The following is a 24,431-nucleotide window of genomic DNA, read 5'->3' on the forward strand; positions in this document are numbered from 1 at the left end:
CTCATCCACCTGCCGACACTGCGCCACCGAGGTGATCAGTGCGGGAAAGCCGCGAGCATTCCGCGCGAAATAATTCGGGAATCGGCCGGTGAAATAAAGTGAGCGACAACAAGCAGGCCCTCGTAGAGGTTGCCGAGGCCCTCCTCGCGCGCCGAGAACCAGTCCAGCTTGTCGATGGCCATGGTCAGGGATTTGAGGTTCGCGGGCTTGCGCAGCTTGGTGCCCGCGTCGGCGAAAATGGCGAGAATGGTGGGATCCTGCGTCTTCTTGGTGTCGCCCAGATCCAGCAGCAGGCGGCGGTAGTATTCGAGCTGGTCGAGACCCTCCCGCTGCGACAATGCCTCCCAGCCGTACCCGTTCGGGATGCGGTCCTCATGCCCGGTCTCCTGCATCATCTTGAGGAAGAGCAGGAAGGTCAGCTCCGTGACGTATTCGTTGTAGGTCACGCCGTCGTCGCGCAGGATGTGGCAGAGGTTCCAAAGCTTGGCGACGATGTCGCGGGTCACGTTTTCGGTCATTGCGGGGTTCGGGTCGATCCTGAGTGAGAGGGCGAAGTATTCGAGACAACCACGGTTCTTCAGCGAGCGGGCCTTGCTCCTAACTCCGGCCATCGTGGCTCGTGGCGCAGAGCGCCAGGGGCATGCGTGACACCGCAGAGCGGGTGTCACGAGCGAGTGGTGTTTTGGGTGGCCGGTCTTACGAGCGCGGCCTGCGAGCACATCGTGCGGGCTTTGCCCAACCGACTCGCTGCATTCTACTTCTTCACCGATTTGTCGACCAATCGGCCATCGACGAACCTGTGCAGTACGCTGGATACAAACGTTTGGCATGGGATTCCTTCCTGCAACGCCCGTGCTTGTAACGCGCGAAGATCCTTGGAGGAAAGGCGAATGCTGATACGTGCGTCCTTCCTGAACGTGGCTTCCGCAATGGCTTGATGAGCCTTCATCTCTTCAACAGCACTTTTTGCCCTTTTGAGATTTCCGGACTCAAATGCCTCCAGAATTTCTTTTTCCTCGGAATCAAGCTTGATCATCCTGTCTTGCTCCAGAGCGCTTCGTTCAGCTCGCCGAGAACGGCCTCGAGCTGACCATCAAACACCTTGTTGAGACGGCTGAAACCGCCGTGGGCCTGGAAGGGCTCACGGTCGAGTGCCGAGCGGTCCACCACGATCTCGCGCTCGATCTGCTCGGCGATGCGCTTGAGCCATTTGCGCTGCGGATCGCTCCAGGGGTGTTTGGCGAGGATCCGCTGCATGGCGGCGCGGACCCGTTCGTCGAAGGGAATCAGCGCGTCGCCGAGGGCGGCCTGACGGACGAACCCGATGATCGAGGCGGCGATCTCTTCGTTCCTGGCATCCTGCCACGCCCGGCGCAGGTTGGCATCGGAATAACCCAACTTGTCGAGCGCAAGGCGCAACTCGCGAAGCTGGGCGCGGGTCAGCTCGCGCGGGCGCTGCACCACAACCGTCAGGGCGGCGATCTTGTTGACGTTGTTGCGGACGTAGCTGGTGAAGCCGTCGAGAAAATCCTCAGGCTTGTCGGCGGACCCGTAGCCGCGCACGACCTCGGCAATCCGATCATCGTGCGACGAAATCGGGATTCGGCGCGGCGCATACGCCTCCGGTTCCCGGTCGAGGATACGGCCCAGACCGAGCCTTGACCTGATCCAGACGACGCTCGTGTCGAGCGGCTGCTCCGCCAGGCGCTTCAGCGTCGCCTCGGGCGTTTCACCTGCATTCGCCTCGTACTGCTCGCGGGCCTCGCCGGAGAGCTTGCCGAGACGGCGACGCAGCTTGACCAGGATTTGGTCGCGGATCTCTTCGCGGTGCGCGTCCGTCTCGACCTTGGCGATCTCCTCGAAGAGCTGCTCCAGGCCGATCGAGGGATTGACCACGACCGGGCGCATGTCGGTCAGGTTCTGGAGATGCGGATAGAGATCGACGGCATCGAAGATGCGGAAGGTCTCCTTGCCGATCTCGTCGCAACGCCGGGTTGCCCGGCCCAGCATCTGCTCGTAGAGGATGCGGCTGTTGACGCGGCGCAGAAAGACGAGGTTCGTGATCTTGGGGACATCGATCCCGGTGGTCAGCAGATCGACGGTGACGGCGATCTTCGGCAGGTCGTCGTTGCGATAGGAGCGGATCAGGCCGCTGACCTGATCGACGCTGCCGGTGACCTTGCGGATCGCGGCGTCCTCGATCTCGCCGTAGCGCGTCTTGAACGCCTTTTTCAGCTGATCCACGACGATGTCGGCATGGGCGTCGGTGGCGGCAAAGACCAGGGTCTTTCCCGGCAGGTCCGGATCGATGTGCTTGGTCAGCTCCTCGGCCACAACCTTGTTGAAGTTGACCGTCACGACCTGCTTGTTGAAGGCCTCGACCTCGAAGTCGATCTGGTCCGGGACATGGGAAAGGTCGATCTGGCCGGTCTTGGTGTCGAGCAGCTCGATCTGCTCGCCCCTGCCGAAATGAATCCCGGCCTGCGAGAGTGCGGTGGTGATCTGGATCGGCGGCTCATGGTCGATCAGGTAGCCGTCGACGACCGCCTCGCGGTAGGAGTAGGTGTAAACCGGATCGCCGAAGATCTGCACCGTATGCAGGGCGGGGGTCGCGGTCAGGCCGATCTTGACCGCGTCGAAGTGCTCCAGGACCCGGCGGTATTTGGAGATATAGTCCGCCTCGTTGCGGAAGCTGAGCTCGCCGTCGGAGAGCTCGCGGTCCAGTAGATAGCCCCGGTGGCACTCGTCGATCACGATCAGATCGTACTGGTCGATGGGCGGGACATCGGCCGGATCGGCGTTGTAGAGCACCCGGCGCACGAGGCCCTGAATGGTGCAGATGTGGACCTTGGTTTCCGGCTCGGGACCGGCGGCGTCCAGACCTTTGAGATCGAAGATGTCGGCGAAGGTCTTGGTCCCGACCACCTTGGTGGACGAGAACTCCCCGCCGGTCTGCTGCCCCAGGGCGCTGCGGTCCACCACGACGCAGACGCGGCGAAAGCGCTTCGCGTTGAGGAGGCGAAAGAGCAAGGCGATGGCGAGCTTGGTCTTGCCGGTTCCGGTCGCCATGGCGACCAGCAGGGACCGCAAGCCGTCGGCGATGCTCCACTCGACCGCCTCGATGGCCTGCTGCTGATAGGGCCGCAGGGGGAAGCCGAATACCATCGGCTGGATCTTGAGGGCCTCGTGGGCGGCCTCGATGTCGATCTCCAGCCATGCCTTGAGCCCGTCGGGCGTCGGCCAGTCGTTCAGGGCGCGGCGGTGATGGGTAGCCTTGCGGGTATCGCGAAACCAGATGCCGCTCTCGGTCTCGATCTGCTTGAGATAGGGCCGTCCATTGGTCGCGAAGACGAAGGGGACCCGGTAGGCGCCCCACGGACCCCCGATCGCCTCCGCCTCGCCGTCCTCGAGGACAATGTCGCGCGCGTAGCGCTCGGACTGATCGACGGCGGCGGAGACGTTCTTGCGTTCGCGCTTCGCCTCCACCGTGCCGAGACAGGGTAAGCCATAGAAGAGTGCATAGTCGGCCGGACCGCTCGCGGTCGGCCATTCGGCAATCGCCATCGCCCTGCCCTTGGCCGGGCGCGCGCCCTGGCTGTAGCGCAAGAGCTCGGTATCGGCCTCCCAGCCTCGAATGCGCAGTTGCGCGTCGATGATGGCGCGTGTCGCGGCCTCGTCCAGATCGATCCCTTTGGCGGCTTGCTCGGCCTGTTGCTGCCGGCGAGCCTTCTGCTGCGGCGTGGCTTGGGCGGCGGCAGTCTGTAGGACAAGCAGGTCGGCCAACGCGGCGTTCTTCTGGTCCTCCGCGTCCTGCGCAATCGCGGCCCACAGCTCTCGCTCCTCGTCGATCCGGCGGGCGCGGGCCTCGGTGGTTTCATAAGCGACCCTCGCCGCTTCGACCGCTTCCCGTGCCTTCTCGGCCTCGCCGAGCAGTTGAGCCCGTTGGGCGCGCAGCTGCTCCAGCTCCTCCACGAGGGATTCCGAAGCGGCCTGCGGTGCGGTCGGCGGCACGAAAGGGCCGGGCTTGAAGCCGGTGTCCTTTCCGAATGTCCGGTGAAACCAGATCGCCAGTTGCCGGGCGATCTTGAGCGTGGTCAGGGCATCGCGGTGATCGCCGTATCCATCGTGGGTCGCGCGGTTGCCGAGAATCCGGACCTGGTGAAACAGGTCGAGGACCTCGGGAGGAACCGCACGCTCGAGCTTGAGACGACGCAACAGGTCCGATTGCAGCTCGTCCGGGGTGACGAGAAGACCGCTCCGAGCGGCCACTTGGCGGGCCAGCTCCTCGCCGAACTGGCGGAGCTTGATCAGGCAGGTCGAGGGATCGTCGGCGAAATAGCGCTCCGCCAGGGCGCCGAGGCGATCAAGCTGCGGCTCATAGGCCCGCAGGAATCCGAAGTTTCGTGATACCCCCTCGGTTGGCATCAAAACACTCCTGTCGCAACGCTCATCCGCTTGCCGCTGCCGACGCGCCGCAACGCGATACAGAGGGCATCGGTATCAGAGAGCAGATGCCCAGCTTGAGCCGCGGGGTCGAGCCCTCTGCATTGCCGCGGTCATGATCGCAATCGCGATCGACGAGCATCTGGCGGCTGGACCGCCGAGCGCCGGTCCTCGGCAACATCATGATGCCGCGCCCGATCGGCTGCGCTGCCGACGCCCCATTTTGCCTTTAGCGACTTGTTGGCGAATTCTCGTTCCCGCGCAAACGCTCATGCACCCATCTTGATATCAGGTCCGCTTCAGAGAGGTGCTCGCGCCTTGCTCTTCTTCGGAGAGCGGAGATGTCTTCGGATGCCAGACGAATGGAAACTTCCTCTGCGCGCTGGAATACCGGTTCGCTGATTTCGACGAGTTCATCTTCGAAATCCGTGAGATCGTGGACCTGCCAAAAGGCCGCGAGCTCCGAGATTGAGTCGGTTGTCGGTAGGTGTTTCATTTTCTTTTCCACTGCTGATATCGTGCCCGTTCGCGATCGGTCATCGGGCGAGCCGTAACGGGATATCTGAGCCGCAGCTTCGAGTCCTCCGCATTGCCGCGGTCGCAATAGGCATCGCGATCGACGAGTCGCTGGGGGTCGGACCGTGCGCCGATCTTCGGCAGCGTCATGATGCCGCGCCCGATCGGCTGCGCTGCCGACGCCGCGTCTTGCCGTTGGATCCCTCCTCCGAGCCAGCTCCGCCGTAACGCGCGATGCAGCTTTCAAGCTGTGTCTTCGCCGTGCGCTGAATCCGCCCGAGCAGGTCGTGCGTAACCTCCGTGAGCCCGAACCGCTCCATCAAGGCCCGCTCCAGATACAGCGTCAGATGCGCCGCCATCTCGGCATCGGCCTGCGCCCGGTGATAGCGGCCGGTGACCGGTAACCCGGCGTATTCGACCAGGGTACCGAGCTTGTGGTTGGGTGCTTGAGGCAAGACGCGACGGGAGACCAACATCGAGCAGGCGAAGGCCTGCGGGGTCCTGCGCCCGATGCGCGCCAGCTCGGCATCCCAGAACTTGCGGTCGAACGAGGCGTTGTGGGCGACCAGGGGATAGTCGCCGACGAAGTCCGCGACCTCGGCCATGACTCGGTTGGACGGCGGCGCCTCGCGCACCATGGCGTTGCTGATCCCGGTGAGGTGCTCGATAAAGGACGGGATGCGCACACCGGCATTCATCAGGCTCTGGTACTGATCGACGATGCGCCCGTCGCGGATCAAGACGGCCGCGATCTCGGTCGCACGATCGCCCATGTCCGGCGAGAGACCGGTGGTCTCGAAGTCGATCACGACAACCGAATCCATCCCTCTTAGTCTCCTCGTTGTCGCCGAAGCCCTTGCTGGTCAAAGATGCTGATTCGATACGTGGCATGGCGAAGGCGTCTCGACCGGCACGCGGGGATCCAATGGTGCACGACTGCCGTCCACGGATCCCAAACCCGGTCGCGAGCATAGCATTGTCGGCCATGCTCCACCCATGACGTTCCCTGGCGTCGGGCAAACACGCGACCCGGCAGAATGTCGGGGCAGCGGAAGAGGACGACTGCAAGCCGTCGATCCCGGGTGCTGTCGCTGCGCGGCGATCGCCTTCTTTGCTCCTGGCCGGGGGATGAACGAAGCCGATCAGACGGCGTGACCGTGCCCGGAGCCATCGCGAGGAGGCGGGGAACTTCGATGCCCAAGCGCCGCTGGGCATTCTCAAAGCGACTGATCATCGAGGCCGGTAACAGGCTCGACGGCCTGTGGGTCGTCGGGACAGTCTTACTCGTGCCGTTCGGCCACGTTGAAGCATTCGCGTCGGCATAGGGCGAGCGCGGGTAGAAGGGCTTGGTCTCGCTCTGGGGCACCTCCTGGACCTTGCCGAAGAGCTCGGAGGTCGACGCTTGGTATAACAGGGTCTTGCGCTCGAGGCCGAGGATGCGGATCGCCTCGAGCAGGCACAGGGTCCCGATGCCGTCGGAGTCGGCGGTGTACTCGGGCTCCTCGAAGGAGACGGCGACATGGCTCTGTGCGGCGAGGTTGTAAAGCTCGTCGGGTTGGACCTGCTGCATGATGCGGATCAAGCTCGGCTCGTTGGTGGACTCGAGCGTCCCGGTCAAGAGGGCCTCTTCGCCGATCGGCTGCGGGGCGAGACGCGGATAGATGCAGGAGCTGCCGAGAAAGAACAGGCGTTCTACACCGTTGCGCCAGGCGGTGTGGATGATGTTGGCCTCGATCATCAGGTTTTGATGGATGAACGCGGCTGGGAAGCTGTTGTTGGCCTGGATGCCGCCGACCTTGGCCGCCGCCAGGTAGACCCGAGACGGGCGCGTCTCGGCGAAGAAGGCATCGACCGCCCGGGTATCCGTGAGATCCAGCTCGCGATGGGTGCGCGCGAGGATGTCCGAGACACCCGCGGCCTCCAAGCGGCGCACGATGGCGGCTCCCACCGTACCGCGATGTCCGGCCACATAGACCCTCGCCCCGACCTTGTCCTGCTCACTCGCGCCGATCTCCGTTTTCGATGCTGTGTGTTCGCGATTGCTTAGGGTAGCGCGCGCATGGGCCGGCTCACCAGCTTTGCGCGACGAGAATCCGCGAATCGCCGGCGTGTGTGCCCCGGACCCCGGCGAACCGGTTGACGCAACCCCCGTCAGGTTCGACACTCATGCACTACCGAGCGCGATATCGGAACGGCTTACGGGCCGACCGGATCGCAGCATCGGGCACAGCACTGCGGATGACGGCATCCAGCGCTGCAACGACGACCAATCATTCATTCTCAGGAGGTAACGATCGTGGCACAAAGCATGGGTGAGATCATGAATCCGGGCTCCGTCGTACGGGATGCCGAGTTTCCGGATGCCCCGGACGACTGGACGCGCGAGCAGGCGGTTGCCGCGGCTCGGGCCGACGCGGTGACGCTGAGCGACGATCACTGGGACATGATCAAGGCGTTGCAGGACTATTTCGCACGTCACGAGAAACCCAACGTGCGGGACCTTCACGACGCGCTCGAAGAGGCGTTCCACGGCCGCGGCGGCCTCAAGTATCTCTATGGGATCTTCCCGGGCGGCCCGGTCGCGCAAGGCTGTCGGTTTGCCGGGCTCCAGGCCCCCTCGGGTGCGGTGGACAAGTCATTCGGGAGCGTCCAGTAAGGATTTCCGAGTCGCGGTTCGCGCTCATGCGCTGCCGCCGCGATGTCGGTCACCCGGCCGACATCGCGTATAAAAGGCCGACAAGATTCATCCGAACTCCCATCAATAACGGGCGCAATCCGTCTGACATATCGGGTCTTTTCGTCGGCGTTTTCTTGCCAATCCGTGAGGACCCGCCTATCCTTGCCCTCGAACTGCTACCGCCTTTCGCTTGGGGAGGTCCGAGGCTGAAGCGTGTTCCGGACGCGTCGCGACGCGGGCCGGGGATGCTCCGAATCACTGCTCACCCGGACCGGCAGGCGGCCGCAGGCTGAAACCGGATCACGGGGGGAGCTGATCATGTACGACCGCAATCACGTCGACGAACAACCGATCGCCGAAGACGAGCATCCGCTTCGTCCCGATCGACGCACCTTTCTTGCCGCGCTTGCCGCGACCTCTGCCGGACTCTTGGCCGGAGGGGTACCCGGCCTTGCCGAGGCGGCCTCGAACCGGACATCCCTGCAACGCCAAGTCGTCGAGATGGTGACGAGCATGCGTCGCCAAGGCATGCTTCAGCCCAACGAGAAGACCTCGTGGTCGGTGTACGATTTCACCGCCCGCAAGAAGATCGTCTCGATCAACGAGGCTGTACCGCGACAAGCCGCGAGTATGATCAAGCCGCTCGTCGCGCAGGCCTATTTCTTCCAGATGGATGGCTCGCGCGGCCAGGTCGCCTACTCGGAGGATGTCCGCCAATGCATGGAGCGGATGCTCCAGCGCAGCAGCAACCCGGACACCAACCGGATCATGGATCTGGTGAGCCAGCACCAATCCCGCCGCGGACCCGCGGATGTCGAGTTGGTGCTGAAGCAGCGCGCGCCCGCCATCTTCCAAGAGACCCGGATCGTCGAGAAGATCCCGACGACCGGACAGACCTATCGCAACCAGGCCTCGGCGCACGACTACAGCCGCTTCCTGATCTCGGTTTGGGAAGGCCGCATGCCGAACAGCAAGGAGATGCTGCGTATGATGGCATTGCCGGGCGGCGACCGCTTGTCCAAGGGCGTAGCCGGCTTACCTGCGGCGGCGAAGGTCTACAACAAGACCGGCTCGACCGCGATGCTCTGCGGGGACATGGGCGTGATCGAGATCCCCGATCAGCGCGGGCGCAATCACGCCTACACGGTGGTCGGCATCATCGAGCGACCGAGCCGCGCCGAGAACTACGGCGCTTGGATCCGCAGCCGGGGAGACGTCATCCGGCGCGTGTCGAACCTGGTCTATCAGGACATGAAGGGCCGTTACAGGCTCGTCTGAAGGTCGGGGCGACTTCGGTCGCCCGCCTCCGCCGAGCCACGCACCGCAAGGCGGCTGAAGCCGCCCCTACGTCGGTGCCGCGCCTGCCGCTCAAGGCGGGTAAAGCCACCCCTACCCCTTGATGGCCTTCACGACGGTTAGCTCCGATTGAAAAGCCGCCCGCAGATCGGCCCCAGAGGCCCGTCCTCCATGCGACCGCATAACTGAGGAACCAGGAGCAGCAGTCCGAGCGCGGTCGCGAGCGGTATCAGAAACAGTGACAGACCCTCGGGGTCGCCGAGGATCGCGCGCTGTATCAACACGGTCAGCAGCTGGATCCAGACGACGCCGAGGATGGTGCGCAGCCGGGCCGGACCGCGCAGAAACCATACGATCACCGACAGGATGATATAGGGGATCATCCAAGCCGCCAGCATCAAGGGCTCGAGCCGATAGGCGCCGTCGAGGTGGGGCACCACGGCGATCAAAAACGACAAGGCAAACCCCGCCACCAAGGTCGAAAAGACCCAAATCTCTTGGCTTTCACTCGCGCGATCCATCAAAACACTCCCCCGCTAAGCATGATCTCGGAGCGCCAATGATATACCGACGGCGTGCGTTGTTCGTAACTTCAGGCGTCGCGTGGCGCGGAGCACCGGGAGCATGCGCGGCTCCGCGCAGCGGTGTCGCGAGGGCCTGAACGGGGGACTGCCCAGGATGCGACGCACATCATCGGGAAGTCAGCTGCATCGCGCCATGGAGTTGTTGAGACTCCGGCTTTCGCGTCCGGATGCACTCTTCTGGCCGGCCGTTTTGGGTCTGCTCACCGGCGTCGCGGCCGGAGTCGTCATCGTCGCCTTCCGTCTCTCCGTGGAGGGCCTGCAGGCGACGACCCTTCCCGGTCACGGGGAAAACTACGAAGGTCTTCCGATCCTGGTCCGTCTGGTGCTGCCGTTGCTCGGCTCGGTGCTGATCGGGCTGCTCTTCGTGCGTTTCGCGCACGGCATCTATGTGCTCGGGGTCGCCCGCGTCATGGAGCGCATGGAATATCACCAGGGACACATGACCCGGCGCGGGTTCGTGCTCCAGTTTCTGGGTGCGGCGATCGCGATCGTCAGCGGTCATTCGGTCGGACGCGAGGGACCGCATGTCTATCTCGGCGCCGCGAGCGGGAGCCTGATCGGACAATTTCTGACCCTCCCGAACAACAGTATCCGCAACATGGCGGCTTGCGGCACCGCGGCCGGGATCTCGGCGTCGTTCAACACGCCGCTCGCCGGCGTGATCTTCGCGCTCGAGGTGCTGGGATTGGAATACAGCGTCGCGAGCTTCGTGCCGATCATCCTGGCTGCGGTGAGTGCGAATGCCCTATCGGTCGCGGTCTTCGGCAGTGATCCGGTGCTCCAGGTCGCGCCGATCGTGGTGACATCGCTGACCGCCCTTCTCCCGGTCGCAGTGCTCGGGCTCCTCGTCGGTGCACTTTCGGCGGCCTATATCCAGTCGATCAAGACGATTGCCGGCTGGGGCAAACGCCTGAGCTTCTTCCGCCGGGTTTGCTTGGCCGGGGTGATCGCCGGGATCGCCGGCGCGGTGGTCCCGGAGGTAATGGGGCTGGGCTACGACACCTTGCGCAAACTGCTGACCGAGCCGCTGGCCTGGAGCTTCCTGCTCCTTCTGCTGCTCTTCAAGCTGCTCGCGACCTCGGCCAGCGCGGGACTCGGGATCCCGGGCGGGACCATCGGCCCAGCGCTCTTCATGGGTGCGATCCTCGGCAATCTGGTCGGTGTCGCTGCGGTGACCTTCGCAGGGATCGACGCCGATCAGGTCGCCTTTTTCGCGTTGCTCGGGATGGGGGCCATGATGGGTGCGAGTCTCCAGGCGCCCTTGGCGGCCTTGACCGCCATCGTCGAGCTGACCCACAGTCCGGGCGTGATTATGCCGGGGATGTTGGTGATCATCTTGGCCGCGCTGACCAGCAAGGAGCTGTTCGGCAGGGATTCGCTCTTCCTCACGACCTTGCGCGCGAACGGTCTGGACTACCGATCCAACCCGGTGGTGCACCTGCTCAGGCGCAGCGGCGTCGGCGGTGCGATGAACACCCGCTTTGCGCGGCACGAACAACGCTTGACCCGGGACCAGGCATTGCGCCTCGTCGGGGACGAGCCCGAATGGGTCATCGTCGACAAGGATGGCGGACCGGCCTACCTGATGCCCGGGATTGCCGTGGCAAGCGCCCTTTCGCTGGCGCCCGATACGCAGGAGATCGACTTGCTCGCGATCCCGGGGAATCGGCTCGAGCTCGCCCCGATCCATCTGCAGGCGACCCTTCAAGAGGCGCTCGACCTGATGCAGACGCGCGGCGCCGAGGCGCTCTACGTGGAGCGAATGATCGCGCCCGGGATCACGCACATCTACGGCGTCTTGACCCGAGAGCGGATCGAATCGGCTTACCGGTATTGAATCAAACGCTCCCGTACAGCTCGCGTGATCCCAGCCAGCGTTGGATCAAGGGTTCGACCCGATCGGGATGGCGCGCCAGGATCAGGTCCGCGGCCTGCTGGGCGGCGGCGACCAGGTGTTGGTCGCGCAGGGGGTCGGCGACGCGAAACTGCACGGCGCCGGTCTGGCGCGTGCCCAAAACCTCCCCCGCTCCGCGCATGGCCAGATCGCGCTCGGCGATCTCGAAACCGCTTTCGGCGGCGCGGATGATGGCCAGACGCTCGCGTGCGGCGATCGACAGAGGCGGATGGAAGAGCAGTACGCAATGGCTTTGGACGGACCCGCGTCCCACCCGTCCGCGCAGTTGATGCAGCTGCGCGAGACCGAGCCGCTCGGGGTTCTCGACGATCATGAGGCTGGCGTTCGGGACATCCACCCCCACCTCCACCACAGTGGTCGCGACCAAGAGATCCAGTTCGCCGGCGGCGAAGGCGGCCATCACCGTCTCGCGCTCGGGCCCCTTGATACGCCCGTGGACCAGGCCGATGCGGATGCCGGGAAGGCTCTCGGCCAGCTGACGCGCGGTCTCTTCGGCGGCCTGGCACTCCAGCGCCTCGGACTCCTCGATCAGGGTGCAGACCCAATAGGCTTGGCGGCCCTGTGCACAGGCCTGCTCCACGCGAGCGATGACCTCCTCGCGACGGGTGTCCGGAACCGCGACCGTAACGATCGGCGTGCGCCCGGGCGGCAGCTCGTCGATGACGGAAAGATCCAGATCCGCATAGACGGTCATAGCGAGCGAGCGCGGGATAGGCGTGGCGGTCATGATCAACTGATGGGGCGCACCGCCGTCACCGCCGCCCTTGGCACGCAACCGCATGCGTTGGTGCACGCCGAATCGGTGCTGCTCGTCGATGATGACGAGCCCGAGATCGGAGAAGATCACATCCTCCTGAAAGAGCGCGTGGGTGCCCATCACCATGCGGGCACGACCGCTCGCGATGGCCTCGAGCAACCCGGCGCGCTCGCGACCCTTGTGTCGCCCGACCAGCCAGACAGGCTCGATGTCGAGCGGGGCGAGCCAGCCCGCGAAGCCGCGTCGATGCTGCTCGGACAAGAGCTCGGTCGGTGCCATCAGGGCGACCTGCGCGCCGGATTCGATCGCCTGAAGCGCGGCCAGCGCGGCGACCAGTGTCTTGCCGGCCCCCACATCGCCCTGGAGCAGACGCTGCATCGGGCGCTCGCACTGCAGATCGGCAGCGATCTCGGCGACGACGCGTTCCTGTGCGGCGGTCATCCGAAACGGCAAGTCGTCGAGCAGCCGGCGTCGCAAGCTGCCGTCGCCCGCGAGCGCAGGTGCCAGGATCGCCCGCTGGGCGGCACGCAGCCGTCGCAGACTGACCTGATGGGCGACCAGCTCCTCGAACGCCAGTCGGTGGAAGGCCGGATGGCGTCGCTCGATCAGATCGTCGGGGTGGGCATCGACAGGGGGGCGGTGCAGATAGATCAGCGCCTCGACCAAGCTCGGCAGACCCAAGGGGAGCAAGACCTCCTCGGGCAGGCACTCGCGCGGCGCTTGCGAGGCCAAGAGCGCCAACGCCTGGTCGGTCAGACCGCGCCACGAGGATTGCTGCAGGCCCTCGGTCGAGGGATAGAGCGGCGTCAGGCGCTCCTCGATCGCGCCCGGCTCCTCGGACTGGATGCGGTATTCCGGATGGACCATCTCCAAGGCGCTCGGCCCCTGCCGAACCTCGCCGTAGCAGCGCAGCCGCACGCCGGGCTTGAGCGAATCGATCTGTTGTCTGGAATAATGGAAGAACCGCAGCATGAGCCCGCCGAACCCGCCGTCCGAGACCCAAACCTTCAGCGAACGGCGGCGCCCGCCCGAGAGCTCGACCTCCTGGATCTCGCCCTCGACCAATGCCTCGTCGCCCGACCGCAGCTCGGCGATCCGGACCAAACGCGTGCGGTCCTGATAGCGGTGGGGCAGATGGAAGAGGAGGTCCTGAACAGTGCGCACCCCGAGCTTGCCGAGACGCTCGGCGACGCGCGGACCGACCCGTTTGAGCCGCTCCACCGGAATGCTGTCGAGCGAAGGGGTCGGAAGCGATGGATTTTCGGTCGACCCCGAGGTGTTGTCGGTCACGGTTTGACGCTGTCCTCGCGGGTGCGCGCAAGTCCGATACAATCGCGTCTCGGACCGGGAATCATTCGGCCGTCCATCGCGTCCTTCGACCGGTTCACGAACCCACCCATTTCACGAGACGCCATGATCCATCAAGAGTCACTCACGGTCACCACGCATGGCCGGGGCACCTACGACATCACCCGGAGCGTCCAGCAACAGGTTCAGACCTCGGGGGTCCGGATCGGACTCTGTCATGTCTTCGTCCATCACACCAGCGCATCCCTGATTCTCTGCGAAAACGCCGACCCGACCGTGCGGAGCGACCTCGATGCCTTCATGGCGCGATTGGTCCCCGACGGCGATCGGCTCTTCGAGCACAGCGACGAGGGACCGGACGACATGCCCGCCCATATCCGGGCCATCCTCACGCAGGTCGAGCTGACGCTGCCGATCAGTGCCGGTGCCTGCGCGCTCGGCACCTGGCAAGGTCTCTATCTCTACGAGCATCGCACGCACGGGCATCGGCGCCGGATCACCTTGACCATTCAGGGCGAGTGAAGTCCGTTCGGACCCGTGCCGCCGAGCCGAGACTCTGGAGAGACGAGACCCGCACCCCGCGCTACGCGCCCTTGCGCTCCGCGATCGCGCGGGCGAGCTGGTGCACGGCCATTGCGTAGTAACTGCTGTGGTTGTAGCGGGTGATGGTGTAGAAATTCTGCGACCCCAGCCAATAGGCGTAGCCGGTGCCGACATCGAACTCGAGCAAACTCACCTGAGAGGCGCCGCCGAGCGAGCCGGCCGGGGTGATTCCGCGGCCTGCGAGCTCGCTCAAGCTGTAGCGCGTATCGAAGCCCGACTTTATCGCGCGAGCAGTCCCGGGGGATTGCACGTTGGCGCGCACGGCGACCGGCACGCCGGCCTGCCAACCGTGGGATTTAAAGTAATTGGCGACGCTGCCGATCGCATCCGCCGGATTCCAGAGATTCCGATGACGATCGCCGTCGAAATCCACTGAATAGTCGCGGAAGCTCGAGGGCATGAACTGCCCGAGACCCATCGCACCGGCATAAGAACCGCGCGGACCGAAAGGATCGATACCCTCCTCCTTGGTCATGACCAGGAAGGATGCCAGCTCGCCCGAGAAGTAATCCGCGCGGCGCGGATAGGCGAAGGCGAGCGTCGCCAGGGCGTCGACGATACGGGTCTTCCCGACATAGCCGCCGTAGCGGGTCTCCACACCGATGATGGCCACGATGTATTCGGGCGGCACACCGTAACGCGCGCTCGCCCGGTTCAACGCGGCCTCGTTTTGCTGCCAGAAACGCACCCCGTTGGCGATGTTGTCCGGGGTCAGGAACTTGGCGCGATAACGTATCCAGGCCCCGGTCGGCCCGGTGCTCGGGCGCGGGGCCTGGCGATCCATCGCGTCGATGATCCACTGCTCGCGCTTCGCACCGGAGAGGACGGCAGCAACCTGGTTCGGCGCGAAACCCTGCTGCTGCATGCGGCGAATGAAGGGCTCGACGCCGGGATACCCTGCGAAATCACCGGTCACCCTCGCGGAGCCGGAAGACGGATAGGGGGATCCGTCCGCGATCTCGCCCGGGCGAGTGGACTGGGAGCCGCAGCCCGCAATCAGGGTCAAACACAGCAGGGCGGCGATCGAGCAAACAACACGCATGGGCAATCCAGGACAAAAATTCGGTGCCCGCTATAGTAAGGCAGTTTTTCAGTAAAGCAATTCAACCGGTGAATTTAGCTCGTGATTGTGGCGTTAAACCGCGCCCGGCGCGGTTTGCGATGGCTTTGGATGGGATCGGCCCCGGCGGACCTGACGAGCGCTGGAGTCGGCGCGGTTTAATCAGCCAGGACCATGACCGCGTCCATCTCGACCCGCGCCCCTTTCGGAAGTGCCGCGACACCGATCGCCGCCCGCGCCGGATAGGGCTCCTCGAAGTATTCGGCCATGACCTGATTCACCGAAGGAAAGTGGGTCAGATCGGTCAGAAAGACGTTGAGCTTCACGACATCCGCGAGACTGCCGTTGGCCGCATTGGCGACCGCACGAAGGTTGTCGAAAACACGCCGAATCTCGGCCTCGATGTCGCCCGAGACCAGCTCCATAGTCTCGGGCACGAGCGGGATCTGGCCTGACAGATAGACGGTGCTGCCGACGCGAACCGCTTGAGAGTAGGTCCCGATCGCCTCCGGGGCCTGATCGGTCTTGATGATGCTTTTTGGCATGTGGTGACTCCGTTGCGTATGGGTATCCGACGACATCGGCGTGAGCCTAATGCAGCGCAGGCCTCGCGCCAAGGGTGGGATCTGGGGGATCTGGGGATCTGGGGATCTAGGCGATGTAGGGGTTGTAGGGGCGACTTCAGTCGCCCAGACCACCTTCTAGCGAGGCGACTAAAGTCGCCCCTACGCCCCTACGCCCCTTCGCCCCGATGCCCCCCACATGGAGGCATGCGTTGTGCGCTACGGGCTATACTCTCGCGCTTTGAAACCCCGGATCACACGCCATGAACGCACTCCATCAGTCCAACCTCGCCAAGCTGCGACTGATCGGACGCGGCAAGGTCCGCGATCTCTACGAGATCGACAAGGAGCACCTCTTGATGGTCGCGAGCGACCGTCTGTCCGCGTTCGACGTGGTGCTGCCGCAGCCGATCCCCGGCAAGGGCGAGGTCCTGACGCGGGTCTCGCGCTTTTGGTTCGCACGCACGGCGCGGCTGGTGCCGAATCATCTCGCCGATATCCCGGTCTCGGCGGTGGTCGAAGACCCCGATGAGTCGGCCCAACTCGGCGATCGCGCCATGGTGGTGCGCCGGCTCACACCGCTGCCGGTGGAGGCGATCGTGCGCGGCTATCTGATCGGCTCGGGTTGGAAGGACTATCTGCACGGCGGTGCGGTCTGCGGCATCGCGCTCCCGCCCGGCCTGCGTCAGGCCGACCGGCTGCCCGAGCCCATCTACACCCCGTCGACCAAGGCCGAGATCGGCGGGCATGACGAGAACGTCGACTTCGCGCACACCGAACGGCTGCTCGGCCCCGCGCTGGCGGCTCAGGTGCGCGATGTCAGCCTCGCCATCTATCGCGATTGCGCCGAGTACGCCCTGGAGCGCGGCATCATCATCGCCGACACCAAGCTCGAATTCGGCCTCGACAGCGAGGGGCGGCTTCATCTGATCGACGAGGTGCTCACGCCCGACTCCTCGCGCTTTTGGCCGGCCGATCAATACCGGCCCGGCACCAGCCCGCCGAGCTTCGACAAACAGTTCGTGCGCGATTATTTGGAAACGCTCGACTGGGACAAGACCCCGCCGGGGCCCATGCTGCCGCAGGAGATCATCGACCGGACCGCCGCCAAATACCGCGAGGCCGAGGAGCGTTTGACGCGCCCCTGACCCGCCCGCGAGGCAGGGCAACGTAGGGGCGACTTCAGTCGCCCGCCCCCCGTCAACCAAGCACCATGGGCGGCTGAAGCCGCCCCTACCTTGCCTGTCGCGGGTCAGAGATCTTCGGGCGCGGATTGGCGAACGGCCCAGACGGCCGCTTCGACGCGGGTTCTGAGCTTGAGCTTCTTGAGGACGTGTTTGACGTGGACCTTGACGGTCCCAAGCGAGAGATCCAGCTCCCGGGCGATCAATTTGTTGCTCAGTCCGTCGGCGAGCAGACCCAATACCTGTCGCTCGCGCGGCGTCAGACCGGCCTCACCGGGACTCACCGGGCGGCTGTCGTGGCAGAGCGCCCGCGCGATCAGCTCAGTCAGCCGTTGGCTGATCACCAGGCGACCGCGGCCGGCGGCGAGCAGCTGTTCGAGGATATCCTCGGGCTCCATGTCCTTAAGCAGGTAACCGTCGGCCCCGGCGCGCAGTGCAGCGACCACGTCTTGCTCGCTGTCGGAGACGGTGAGCATCACGACCCGCGCGTCCAGATCGGCGCGGCGCAGACGTTCCAGGGTCTGTATGCCGTTCATCCCCTTCATGTTGAGGTCGAGCAGGATCAGGTCCGGGCGGCACTTGGTCGCAACGGACACGCCCTCCTCCCCGTCGCCCGCCTCCCCGACCAGGATCAGCTCGGGTGCCATCGCGATGAGATCGGACACGCCCTTTCGAAAGAGCGGATGGTCGTCGATGACGACGACGGCGGTTCGTGTGTCGGTCGTCATGAGGTCTGCACCGCGTCGATGGCGCCTGCATCGCTGACCTCGGCGTCGATGTCTCGGGCTCGGCGGCTCGGGAAGGTCAGGCGAACACGCGTCCCGCCGTGCGGACCGGGTGCGATCTCGATGTCGCCGCCGAGGCCGGCGGCGCGCTCGCGCATGATGCTCAGGCCGTAGTGACCGCGCGGGACGGCGTGCGGATCGATGCCGCGGCCATCGTCGTCCAGGGTGACGCGGATCCCGGCGCCACCGGCTGCCAAGCGCAGCAAGGCATGCGCCGCCCCGGCGTGACGGACGACGTTGGACAGGGCCTCGCGAACGATCTGCAGCACATGGATCTCCTCGTTGGGGCTCAGCAGCAAGGCGGGGAGCCGATTGTCCAGGCAAATCTCGGTGGTCCCGCGCGCGCCATACTCGGCCACGGTCGCCTCCAGCGCGGCATTGAGGCCGCGATCGTCCATCTTGAGCCGAAAGGTGGTCAGCAGCTCGCGCAACTGACGATAGGCGTTGTTGACGCCCTCGCGCAGCTCGCCGAGCACGGCGCGCGTGCGCTCGGTCTGCGCGCCGGCGCCGAGGAGTGCATCCAGGCGCGACGCCTGGATCTTGAGGTAGGAGAGCGACTGTGCCAAGGAGTCGTGCAGCTCGCGCGCGATGACGCCGCGCTCCTCGAACAGCGCGAGACGCCGCCCGTCACGCTGGCGTCGGTGCAGACTGAGCGCGGTGCCGACGAGCGTGGCGAGCGAGGCCAATAGCCGTCCTTGCCAGGGCGGCAGGGACTGATCGCGTTCCAGCTCCACGATCAGCGCACCGAAGGGCCGATCCTGCTCCGCGACGACGAAGGACACGGGCGATCGACGCTCGCCCCGCCCGAGCGTGCGCAGCAACGGATGAAAGGGCTCGGCCTCGCGACAAACCGGGCATACGTCGCTCGAGCAGACAAAGCGGTGCTCGCCCTCGGCTCTCGCCCTCACACACGAGCGGCCGTCCTTTCGATGGCGGTCCGGATCCGGGCAGAGATCCGGCGCTTCGTCCAGGCAGAGGGTGACGGCGCGAAGCCGCAACTTGACCCGGATCTCCTGCAGGACGCGCTCGAACACGGGGATGGAGATCGGCGCCTCGTGAAGCGCCTGACCCACGCCGTAGAGCAGCTCGAGTGTCTGGTTGGAACGCTCGAGATCCCGGGTCTTCTCGGCGACCCGACCCTCCAGGTCCGTGTAGAGCTGCGAGAGATCCGCGGCCATGCGATTCATGGCTTCGCCGAGCCGGCCCAGCTCGTCGTTGCCGGTAAATCGGGTACGGCGCGTGAAATCGCCGCGCCGCGACCCGTCCGCGCACTCCAACAACTCCGCGAGCGGCTGGATCACCCGGCCGATGACCAGGACCATGGTCACGAGCACCACGAGCACCGTCAGGACCAAGGCGACCGCCTGCACGACGCGCAACATGGCCAGGCGCGCCTCCGTGATCCGCTCCAGCTCCCCGACCAACAGGTCGATCTGCTCGACGAAGCCATCGACATCACCCAGATAGGCCATCGCGGGGGGATCTCGGGATGTGCCCGGATCGAGCGCACGCAACCGCGCGATGTCCGACGAAACGAGCGGGCGCATGCGCGCGTTCCAATCCGTACGGATACCCTCGTAGGCGGCGCGAATCTCCTCGCCGGCACGCCGCGGTATGATGTCGGCAAGGCGCGGACTGGCCAGACGTTTCTCGAGCTCCTCGGCCAATTCCGCGACCCGATCGGCACGCAGGTCGGCCGGGACACGCGTATCGGCCAGCGCCATCCCGATGCGATAGGACTGCATCCGCAGCGACCCGGCCTGGTTCACGGCCGCGGCAAACCCCTCCGTCGCCCGGCCCACGCTGCTGCCGATCGACATGCCGAGGATCGCCAGAACGACGACGAGGGTCATCAACAGACCCACGCTGAGCAGGATCGAGCGATGGAACGAACGCGGCAGAAGAGAGCTCATATCGATCACCCCCGCATTCCAGCCCAGTCGCGCGCACCGCGAAAGGGGATACCTCCAAAGAATCATGACCGTTTCGAACCCGGGACACCACGCCTCGGATCGAAACAACCACGATAATTCTCAATATCTTGACACTCTACCACCGGTACTACCTTAGAGGTATTTCCCGGCAAACCGATCAGTCGTTCCACGCCTTGTTGTAAATTCCGCGGCCGATAGACTTCGGCTATGAACGATATCGACCGCGCCTTTAATTTCCTTCCTTACCTGCGTGACGTCCCTGACTTTGCCGCGCTTGCCGACGAGCCGGCCCGTTTCATCGCCGGCGGAAGTCAACTGCGCACGGCGACGCGGGGGCAGATCATCTGCGAGAAGGGCAGCCGCCCGAGCGGGTTTCAGTGTCTGCTGAAGGGCGGGATCAAGCTCGCCGCGCTCTCCCCTCTAGGGGCCGAGCGGGTTCTGGACATCCTCCAACCCGGCCGCGTCTTCGGTGTCGCGGCCATCCTGCTGGATGAGCCCTGTCCGGTCTTCGCCGAGTCGATCTGCGAGAGTCGGATCCTCGTGGTCGGTCGCGAGCGCATCCAAACGGCCATCGCCGAATGGCCCGAGGTCGCGGCCGTCATGCTCAAGCTGGTCGCCGGGGATGTCCATCGCCTTGTCCATGATCTGGAAGCCTGCTGCCTGATGAGCGCACGTCAGCGGCTGGCCGACTTCCTGATCAAGCAGGGACGCTGCAGCTCCGATGCGGGTGATCGCGCGGTCGTGGTCCTGCCGGCGGCTAAAGCGCTGATTGCATCCAACCTCAACATCAGTGCCGAGACCTTCTCGCGCGAGCTCCATGAGCTGGCCCATCGCGGTCTGGTCGAGATCGAGCGGCGGACCATCCTGATCCCATCGCTGGATTGCTTGGCGGCCTTCGTGTTCGACGACCCGATCGCCGAGCGGAGCACGGTACAAGCCAGCACGGCGGTCGCAGCGGGCTGACGTCGCCCTCGTCCTCGCGGCGAACGGTTCCGGACGTCGCCCGACAGGCCGGCGATGGGTACAATCCCCGAGTAACACGTCGGAAACAAGCAGACCTGCGTGCGCGCGGTAAAGACGCGTCTTGCCCGCACCGCGCGCGATGACGCTGCACCGCTTGTCTCCGAGCCCTGTCTCGACGGCGGGCGCATCCGCGGCGCGACATCACGGATCGAGCCGTTCACGAGGCGGCCGACATCATCACGGGGGATTTGCAGTGAAGATCGTTCGCAACCTGTTGGCCGTCATCGGCTTCTTGACCCTTGTCGGGGTCGGCGTCCTGGCTTGGCGCGTCGCCCCGATCCTCGGCGAGTTCGACCCCGAATATCCGCGCGTCTACGGCGAGTTCGCCTCGCGCCTGCTCTCGACCGGCGATCCCGGCGTAGCCATGATGTGGGCGATTCCGGTCGAGGAAGGGCTGAGCCCGGACGACGTCATCGAGTCCATGAAGAGCATCGCGGTCTCGCGCAACCTGCTCTTTGTCGGCGAATCGCCCTTCTACAAACAGATCGAGGCGATCACGGGCGAGTCCTATCGCTACGTCAACTTTCTCTCCTTCTGCGATGCCCGGGTCGGTCGACAGATGCTCGAGTATCGCAACGAGTACAGCGGCTTCATGCCCTGCCGCATCGCCTTGGTCGAAGACAAGGAGGGGCGCCTGACGCTCTACAGCATGAACCTGGACATGATGATCCACGGCGGTCGGGAGCTTCCCGAGGAGCTCAAGGCCTCCTCGCTGAAGGTCCGCGACACCATCCGGGCGATCATGGAAGGCGGTGCGGCCGGAGAGCTGTGACCCGGAAGCCGTGTTCCCGAGCTTCGGGGTCCCGAGCGTCGGGATCCGGCTGCTCGTGACATCGCGCAATCCGCATATACGGAAAATCGTATAGAGTAGACGCCAATGATCAACGCCGCAGAGGCGCACATCGGTGTTCGATATACTCGGCGATCTCCTCGTCTACCGTCTGCTGGGCATCGACCCCGCGAGCCATCTCGGCGCAGCACTGCACTTCTTCGTCATGGACACGACGAAGATTTTCTTCATGCTGGTCATCATCATCTATCTCATGGGGCTGTTCCGGGCGCTCCTCTCGCCCGAGCGCGTGCGCGCCTATGTGCGCGGCAAACCCAAATGGGCGGCGCGCTCGACCGCGGTCGGGTTGGGCGCGGTCACGCCCTTCTGCTCCTGCTCGTCGGTGCCGCTCTTCATCGGCTTCGTCGAGGCCGGCATCCCGCTCGGGGTCACCTTCTCCTTCCTCATCGCCAGCCCCATGATCAACGAGGTCGCGGTGGTCATCCTTCTCGGGATCCTGGGCTGGAAGCTGACACTCATGTATGTCGCCGCCGGGTTGACGGTCGCCTATGCCGGCGGCGTCGTCATGGAGCGCTTCAGACCCGAGCGCTGGGTCGAGCCCTACGTCTGGCAGATCCACATGGGTGAGCTGAAGATGCCCGAGCCGGACACCTCGCTGGCCGGGCGCCATCGCTACGCCATGGGCGAGGTCCACGAGATCCTGCGGCGTCTCTGGAAATGGGTGCTGCTCGGCATCGGCGTCGGCGCACTCTTCCACGGCTACGTCCCGGAGGAGTGGGTCGTGGAGCACCTGGGCGGCACCGAGAATTGGCTGGCGGTCCCGGGTGCCGTTTTGCTCGGGATCCCGCTCTATTCCAACGCGACCGGGGTGATCCCGGTTGCCGAGGCGATGCTCGGCAAAGGGGTCGCGATCGGCACCACACTGGCCTTCATGATGAGCATCGCCGCGCTCTCGCTGCCCGAGATGATCATCCTGCGCAAGGTCATCCGCTGGCCCGGATTGGCGCTCTATACGGGCATCCTGGCCGTGGCCTTCATCCTGGTCGGCTACGGATTCAACCTGTTGGCGTAGAATGGCGAGCCAATGGCCTTAGGACGACTCCCGGAAGCGGGACCAAGCGACACGAGGACCGATATGAAAGACGTCAAGATCCTGGGATCAGGCTGCGCGAACTGCAAAGCGACCTACAAGGTGGTCGAAGAGGCCGCGAAGGCGAAGGGCGCCGAGATCGCCCTCGAGAAGGTCGAGGATCTCGGCCGAATCATGGGTTACGGCGTCATGTCGACCCCCGGCGTCGTCATCGACGGTCAGGTGGTGCATGCCGGCGGGGTTCCGGATCGCAAGACGGTCGAGGGGTGGTTCAGCTGATGACGTCCTCCGCCTGCCTTGCCTGGAAGGCATCAAAATGACAGGCCCGTCCCCTCGCCTGCTTTTGGGCTCGATCGCCGGCGGTTGCGCCATCGCGGTCGCGTCGAGCTTTGTCATGACCGACTGGCTCGCGCTGGATCCTTGTCATCTGTGCATCTTCCAGCGCCTGCTCTTCATGGTGCTCGCGGTGCTGGCGCTCGGCGCCGCGCTCGGAGCGGGCCGCACGGGAGCGGGTGTTCTCGGGCGCCTGCTCGGCGCCTTGACCCTGCCGGTCTCGGCCGCGGGGATCGGTGTCGCGGCCTACCAGAGCTGGCTGCAGATGCAGCCGCCGGAGAGCGTTTCCTGTGTGGCCGGCGCGCCCGGGTTGATCGAGCAGTGGGTCGAGTGGCTCGGCCAACAGGCACCGGCGCTGTTCATGGCAACGGGCTTTTGCGAGGACGAGGGCGCCCTGATTCTTGGCCTGTCTCTGGCGAACTGGGCCTTGCTCGGCTTTGGCCTCTGCCTCGGTGCGGGTGTCCTGGCGCTCATTCGAAGCCGCCCCGGGACGGGGGCCCGATGACCCTAAACCGCGCCCGAGCGATGAACCTCGGGCGCCTTCCCCCGCATCCACCGGATCACATCGCATGAACGAGCAGAGCCTGACCGACCCGTTCGGCCGCCGCATCGCCTATCTGCGGCTTTCCGTCACGGACCGCTGCGACCTGCGCTGCGGCTACTGTCTGCCGAAGGGATTCAAGGGATTCGAGGAGCCGGAGCACTGGCTCACCTTCGAGGAGATCGGTCGGGTGGTCGCCGCCTTCACGGCACTCGGGGTTCGGCATGTCCGTATCACGGGCGGCGAGCCCTTGGTGCGCAGGAATCTGCCGAACCTGGCCGAACGGCTCTCCGCCCTGCCCGGCCTCGACGACCTCTCCATCTCGAGCAACTGTACCCGTATGGACGCGCTCGCCGAGCCGCTATACCGCGCCGGCGTGCGTCGCCTGAACGTCAGCCTGGACAGCCTGCGCCCGGAGGTCTTCAAGGCGGTTACTGGAGGGGATCTCGAGAAGGTGCTGCGCGGGATCGCCGCAGCCCGCGAGGTCGGCTTCGCGCCGATTCGCGTGAATACGGTCGTGATGCGCGGCGTGAACGACGAGGAGATCGAAGACATCCTCGGCTACTGCGCGGAGCACGACTTCACTCTGCGTCTGATCGAGACCATGCCGATGGGCGCGACCGGCCGCGGGGCTCAGGATCAATACCTGGATCTGCAGAGCGTGCGGCGGCGTCTCGAGCAGCGCTTCGAGCTGATCCCCGACATCCTGCCAGGCGGCGGTCCCGCACGCTATTACCGTGTCGGCGCGACCGAGACACGGATCGGCTTCATTACCCCGATCTCGCAGCACTTCTGCGAGACCTGCAACCGGGTGCGCCTGACCGTCGACGGCACCCTCTATCTATGTCTGGGCCAAGAGAATAGCTATGCGCTGCGGCCCCTGCTGCGCGACGGGATCGGGGATAGCGACCTAATCGCGCATCTGCGAAGCGCCATCGCGCTGAAACCCGAGCGCCACGAGTTCAAGGAGCGGCCGGAGAAGATCATCCGCTTCATGTCGGCGACGGGTGGCTGAGCTGGGCTGTTGTG

At 65.1% G+C, this 24,431-nt stretch carries 22 protein-coding genes; 11 read left to right on the top strand and 11 right to left on the bottom strand.

Going from position 1 to position 24,431, the window contains the following annotated elements:
- Positions 1-35: 35 nt before the first annotated feature.
- The 5 genes from VLR48_RS19840 to VLR48_RS19865 form a co-directional block, all read right to left on the bottom strand.
- A complete protein-coding gene (locus VLR48_RS19840) occupies positions 36-518 on the bottom strand; it encodes a type I restriction-modification system subunit M N-terminal domain-containing protein (RefSeq protein WP_325293435.1) in 483 nt (160 codons plus the stop codon).
- 236 nt (positions 519-754) lie between these two features.
- Positions 755-1,036 carry an antitoxin gene (locus VLR48_RS19845; protein WP_325293436.1) on the bottom strand — a complete coding sequence of 94 codons (282 nt, stop codon included), beginning with the start codon at positions 1,034-1,036 and terminating at the stop codon, positions 755-757.
- Positions 1,033-4,425, bottom strand: a complete 3,393-nt coding sequence (gene hsdR / locus VLR48_RS19850; protein ID WP_325293437.1) for a type I restriction-modification system endonuclease — start codon at positions 4,423-4,425, stop codon at positions 1,033-1,035. The genes VLR48_RS19845 and hsdR overlap by 4 nt, the downstream gene beginning before the upstream one ends.
- Before the next feature lie 680 nt (positions 4,426-5,105).
- The gene (locus VLR48_RS19860; RefSeq protein ID WP_325293438.1) at positions 5,106-5,783 is read right to left on the bottom strand and encodes a 3'-5' exonuclease; all 678 of its coding nucleotides are present in this window, start codon (positions 5,781-5,783) and stop codon (positions 5,106-5,108) included.
- A 5-nt stretch (positions 5,784-5,788) separates the two neighbouring features.
- The gene (locus VLR48_RS19865; RefSeq protein WP_325293462.1) at positions 5,789-6,970 is read right to left on the bottom strand and encodes an NAD-dependent epimerase/dehydratase family protein; all 1,182 of its coding nucleotides are present in this window, start codon (positions 6,968-6,970) and stop codon (positions 5,789-5,791) included.
- A gap of 285 nt (positions 6,971-7,255) precedes the next feature.
- Here VLR48_RS19865 and VLR48_RS19870 point away from each other — a divergent pair, with 285 nt between their 5' ends.
- Positions 7,256-7,615: a TusE/DsrC/DsvC family sulfur relay protein gene (locus VLR48_RS19870; protein ID WP_325293439.1), complete on the top strand. Its 360-nt coding sequence runs from the start codon at positions 7,256-7,258 to the stop codon at positions 7,613-7,615.
- 339 nt (positions 7,616-7,954) lie between these two features.
- On the top strand, positions 7,955-8,914 hold the full coding sequence (locus VLR48_RS19875) for a serine hydrolase (RefSeq protein WP_325293440.1): 960 nt from the start codon (positions 7,955-7,957) through the stop codon (positions 8,912-8,914).
- A 137-nt stretch (positions 8,915-9,051) separates the two neighbouring features.
- Here VLR48_RS19875 and VLR48_RS19880 read toward each other — a convergent pair whose 3' ends face one another.
- Positions 9,052-9,453, bottom strand: coding sequence for a hypothetical protein (locus VLR48_RS19880; RefSeq protein ID WP_325293441.1), 402 nt, complete (start codon positions 9,451-9,453; stop codon positions 9,052-9,054).
- Between the two features lie 157 nt (positions 9,454-9,610).
- Between VLR48_RS19880 and VLR48_RS19885 the strand changes: the two genes are divergently transcribed.
- On the top strand, positions 9,611-11,353 hold the full coding sequence (locus tag VLR48_RS19885; RefSeq protein WP_325293442.1) for a chloride channel protein: 1,743 nt from the start codon (positions 9,611-9,613) through the stop codon (positions 11,351-11,353).
- A gap of 1 nt (position 11,354) precedes the next feature.
- Here VLR48_RS19885 and recG read toward each other — a convergent pair whose 3' ends face one another.
- Entirely contained in the window at positions 11,355-13,478 is a 2,124-nt protein-coding gene (gene recG, locus VLR48_RS19890; protein WP_325293443.1) for an ATP-dependent DNA helicase RecG, read from the bottom strand.
- 123 nt (positions 13,479-13,601) lie between these two features.
- Here recG and VLR48_RS19895 point away from each other — a divergent pair, with 123 nt between their 5' ends.
- Positions 13,602-14,018, top strand: coding sequence for a secondary thiamine-phosphate synthase enzyme YjbQ (locus VLR48_RS19895; RefSeq protein ID WP_325293444.1), 417 nt, complete (start codon positions 13,602-13,604; stop codon positions 14,016-14,018).
- Between the two features lie 61 nt (positions 14,019-14,079).
- Here VLR48_RS19895 and mltB read toward each other — a convergent pair whose 3' ends face one another.
- Positions 14,080-15,141 (bottom strand): lytic murein transglycosylase B, encoded by a 1,062-nt coding sequence (mltB, locus tag VLR48_RS19900; RefSeq protein WP_325293445.1) that lies wholly within the window; start codon positions 15,139-15,141, stop codon positions 14,080-14,082.
- A 176-nt stretch (positions 15,142-15,317) separates the two neighbouring features.
- Positions 15,318-15,704 (bottom strand): RidA family protein, encoded by a 387-nt coding sequence (locus VLR48_RS19905; protein ID WP_325293446.1) that lies wholly within the window; start codon positions 15,702-15,704, stop codon positions 15,318-15,320.
- 281 nt (positions 15,705-15,985) lie between these two features.
- Between VLR48_RS19905 and VLR48_RS19910 the strand changes: the two genes are divergently transcribed.
- The gene (locus tag VLR48_RS19910; RefSeq protein WP_325293447.1) at positions 15,986-16,870 is read left to right on the top strand and encodes a phosphoribosylaminoimidazolesuccinocarboxamide synthase; all 885 of its coding nucleotides are present in this window, start codon (positions 15,986-15,988) and stop codon (positions 16,868-16,870) included.
- 104 nt (positions 16,871-16,974) lie between these two features.
- On the opposite strand, the gene narL is transcribed toward VLR48_RS19910, so the two are convergent.
- Together narL and VLR48_RS19920 are read right to left on the bottom strand one after the other, a co-directional pair.
- Complete coding sequence (gene narL, locus VLR48_RS19915; RefSeq protein WP_325293448.1) at positions 16,975-17,634, bottom strand: two-component system response regulator NarL; 660 nt, start codon at positions 17,632-17,634, stop codon at positions 16,975-16,977.
- On the bottom strand, positions 17,631-19,604 hold the full coding sequence (locus VLR48_RS19920; protein ID WP_325293449.1) for a type IV pili methyl-accepting chemotaxis transducer N-terminal domain-containing protein: 1,974 nt from the start codon (positions 19,602-19,604) through the stop codon (positions 17,631-17,633). Before VLR48_RS19920 ends, narL begins: the two co-directional genes overlap by 4 nt.
- Positions 19,605-19,832: 228 nt before the next feature.
- Between VLR48_RS19920 and VLR48_RS19925 the strand changes: the two genes are divergently transcribed.
- From VLR48_RS19925 to moaA, 6 genes are all read left to right on the top strand, one after another.
- Entirely contained in the window at positions 19,833-20,588 is a 756-nt protein-coding gene (locus VLR48_RS19925) for a Crp/Fnr family transcriptional regulator (protein ID WP_325293450.1), read from the top strand.
- Between the two features lie 253 nt (positions 20,589-20,841).
- Positions 20,842-21,420 carry a DUF302 domain-containing protein gene (locus VLR48_RS19930; protein WP_325293451.1) on the top strand — a complete coding sequence of 193 codons (579 nt, stop codon included), beginning with the start codon at positions 20,842-20,844 and terminating at the stop codon, positions 21,418-21,420.
- Positions 21,421-21,553: 133 nt separating this feature from the next.
- A complete protein-coding gene (locus VLR48_RS19935; RefSeq protein WP_325293452.1) occupies positions 21,554-22,510 on the top strand; it encodes a permease in 957 nt (318 codons plus the stop codon).
- 63 nt (positions 22,511-22,573) lie between these two features.
- Positions 22,574-22,807 (top strand): thioredoxin family protein, encoded by a 234-nt coding sequence (locus VLR48_RS19940; protein ID WP_325293453.1) that lies wholly within the window; start codon positions 22,574-22,576, stop codon positions 22,805-22,807.
- A 37-nt stretch (positions 22,808-22,844) separates the two neighbouring features.
- Positions 22,845-23,366: a disulfide bond formation protein B gene (locus VLR48_RS19945; protein ID WP_325293454.1), complete on the top strand. Its 522-nt coding sequence runs from the start codon at positions 22,845-22,847 to the stop codon at positions 23,364-23,366.
- 64 nt (positions 23,367-23,430) lie between these two features.
- The gene (moaA, locus tag VLR48_RS19950) at positions 23,431-24,417 is read left to right on the top strand and encodes a GTP 3',8-cyclase MoaA (RefSeq protein ID WP_325293455.1); all 987 of its coding nucleotides are present in this window, start codon (positions 23,431-23,433) and stop codon (positions 24,415-24,417) included.
- The last annotated feature ends 14 nt before the right edge of the window (positions 24,418-24,431 follow it).

Source organism: Thiocapsa sp. (assembly GCF_035467215.1).
Taxonomy (GTDB): Bacteria; Pseudomonadota; Gammaproteobacteria; order Chromatiales; family Chromatiaceae; genus Thiocapsa.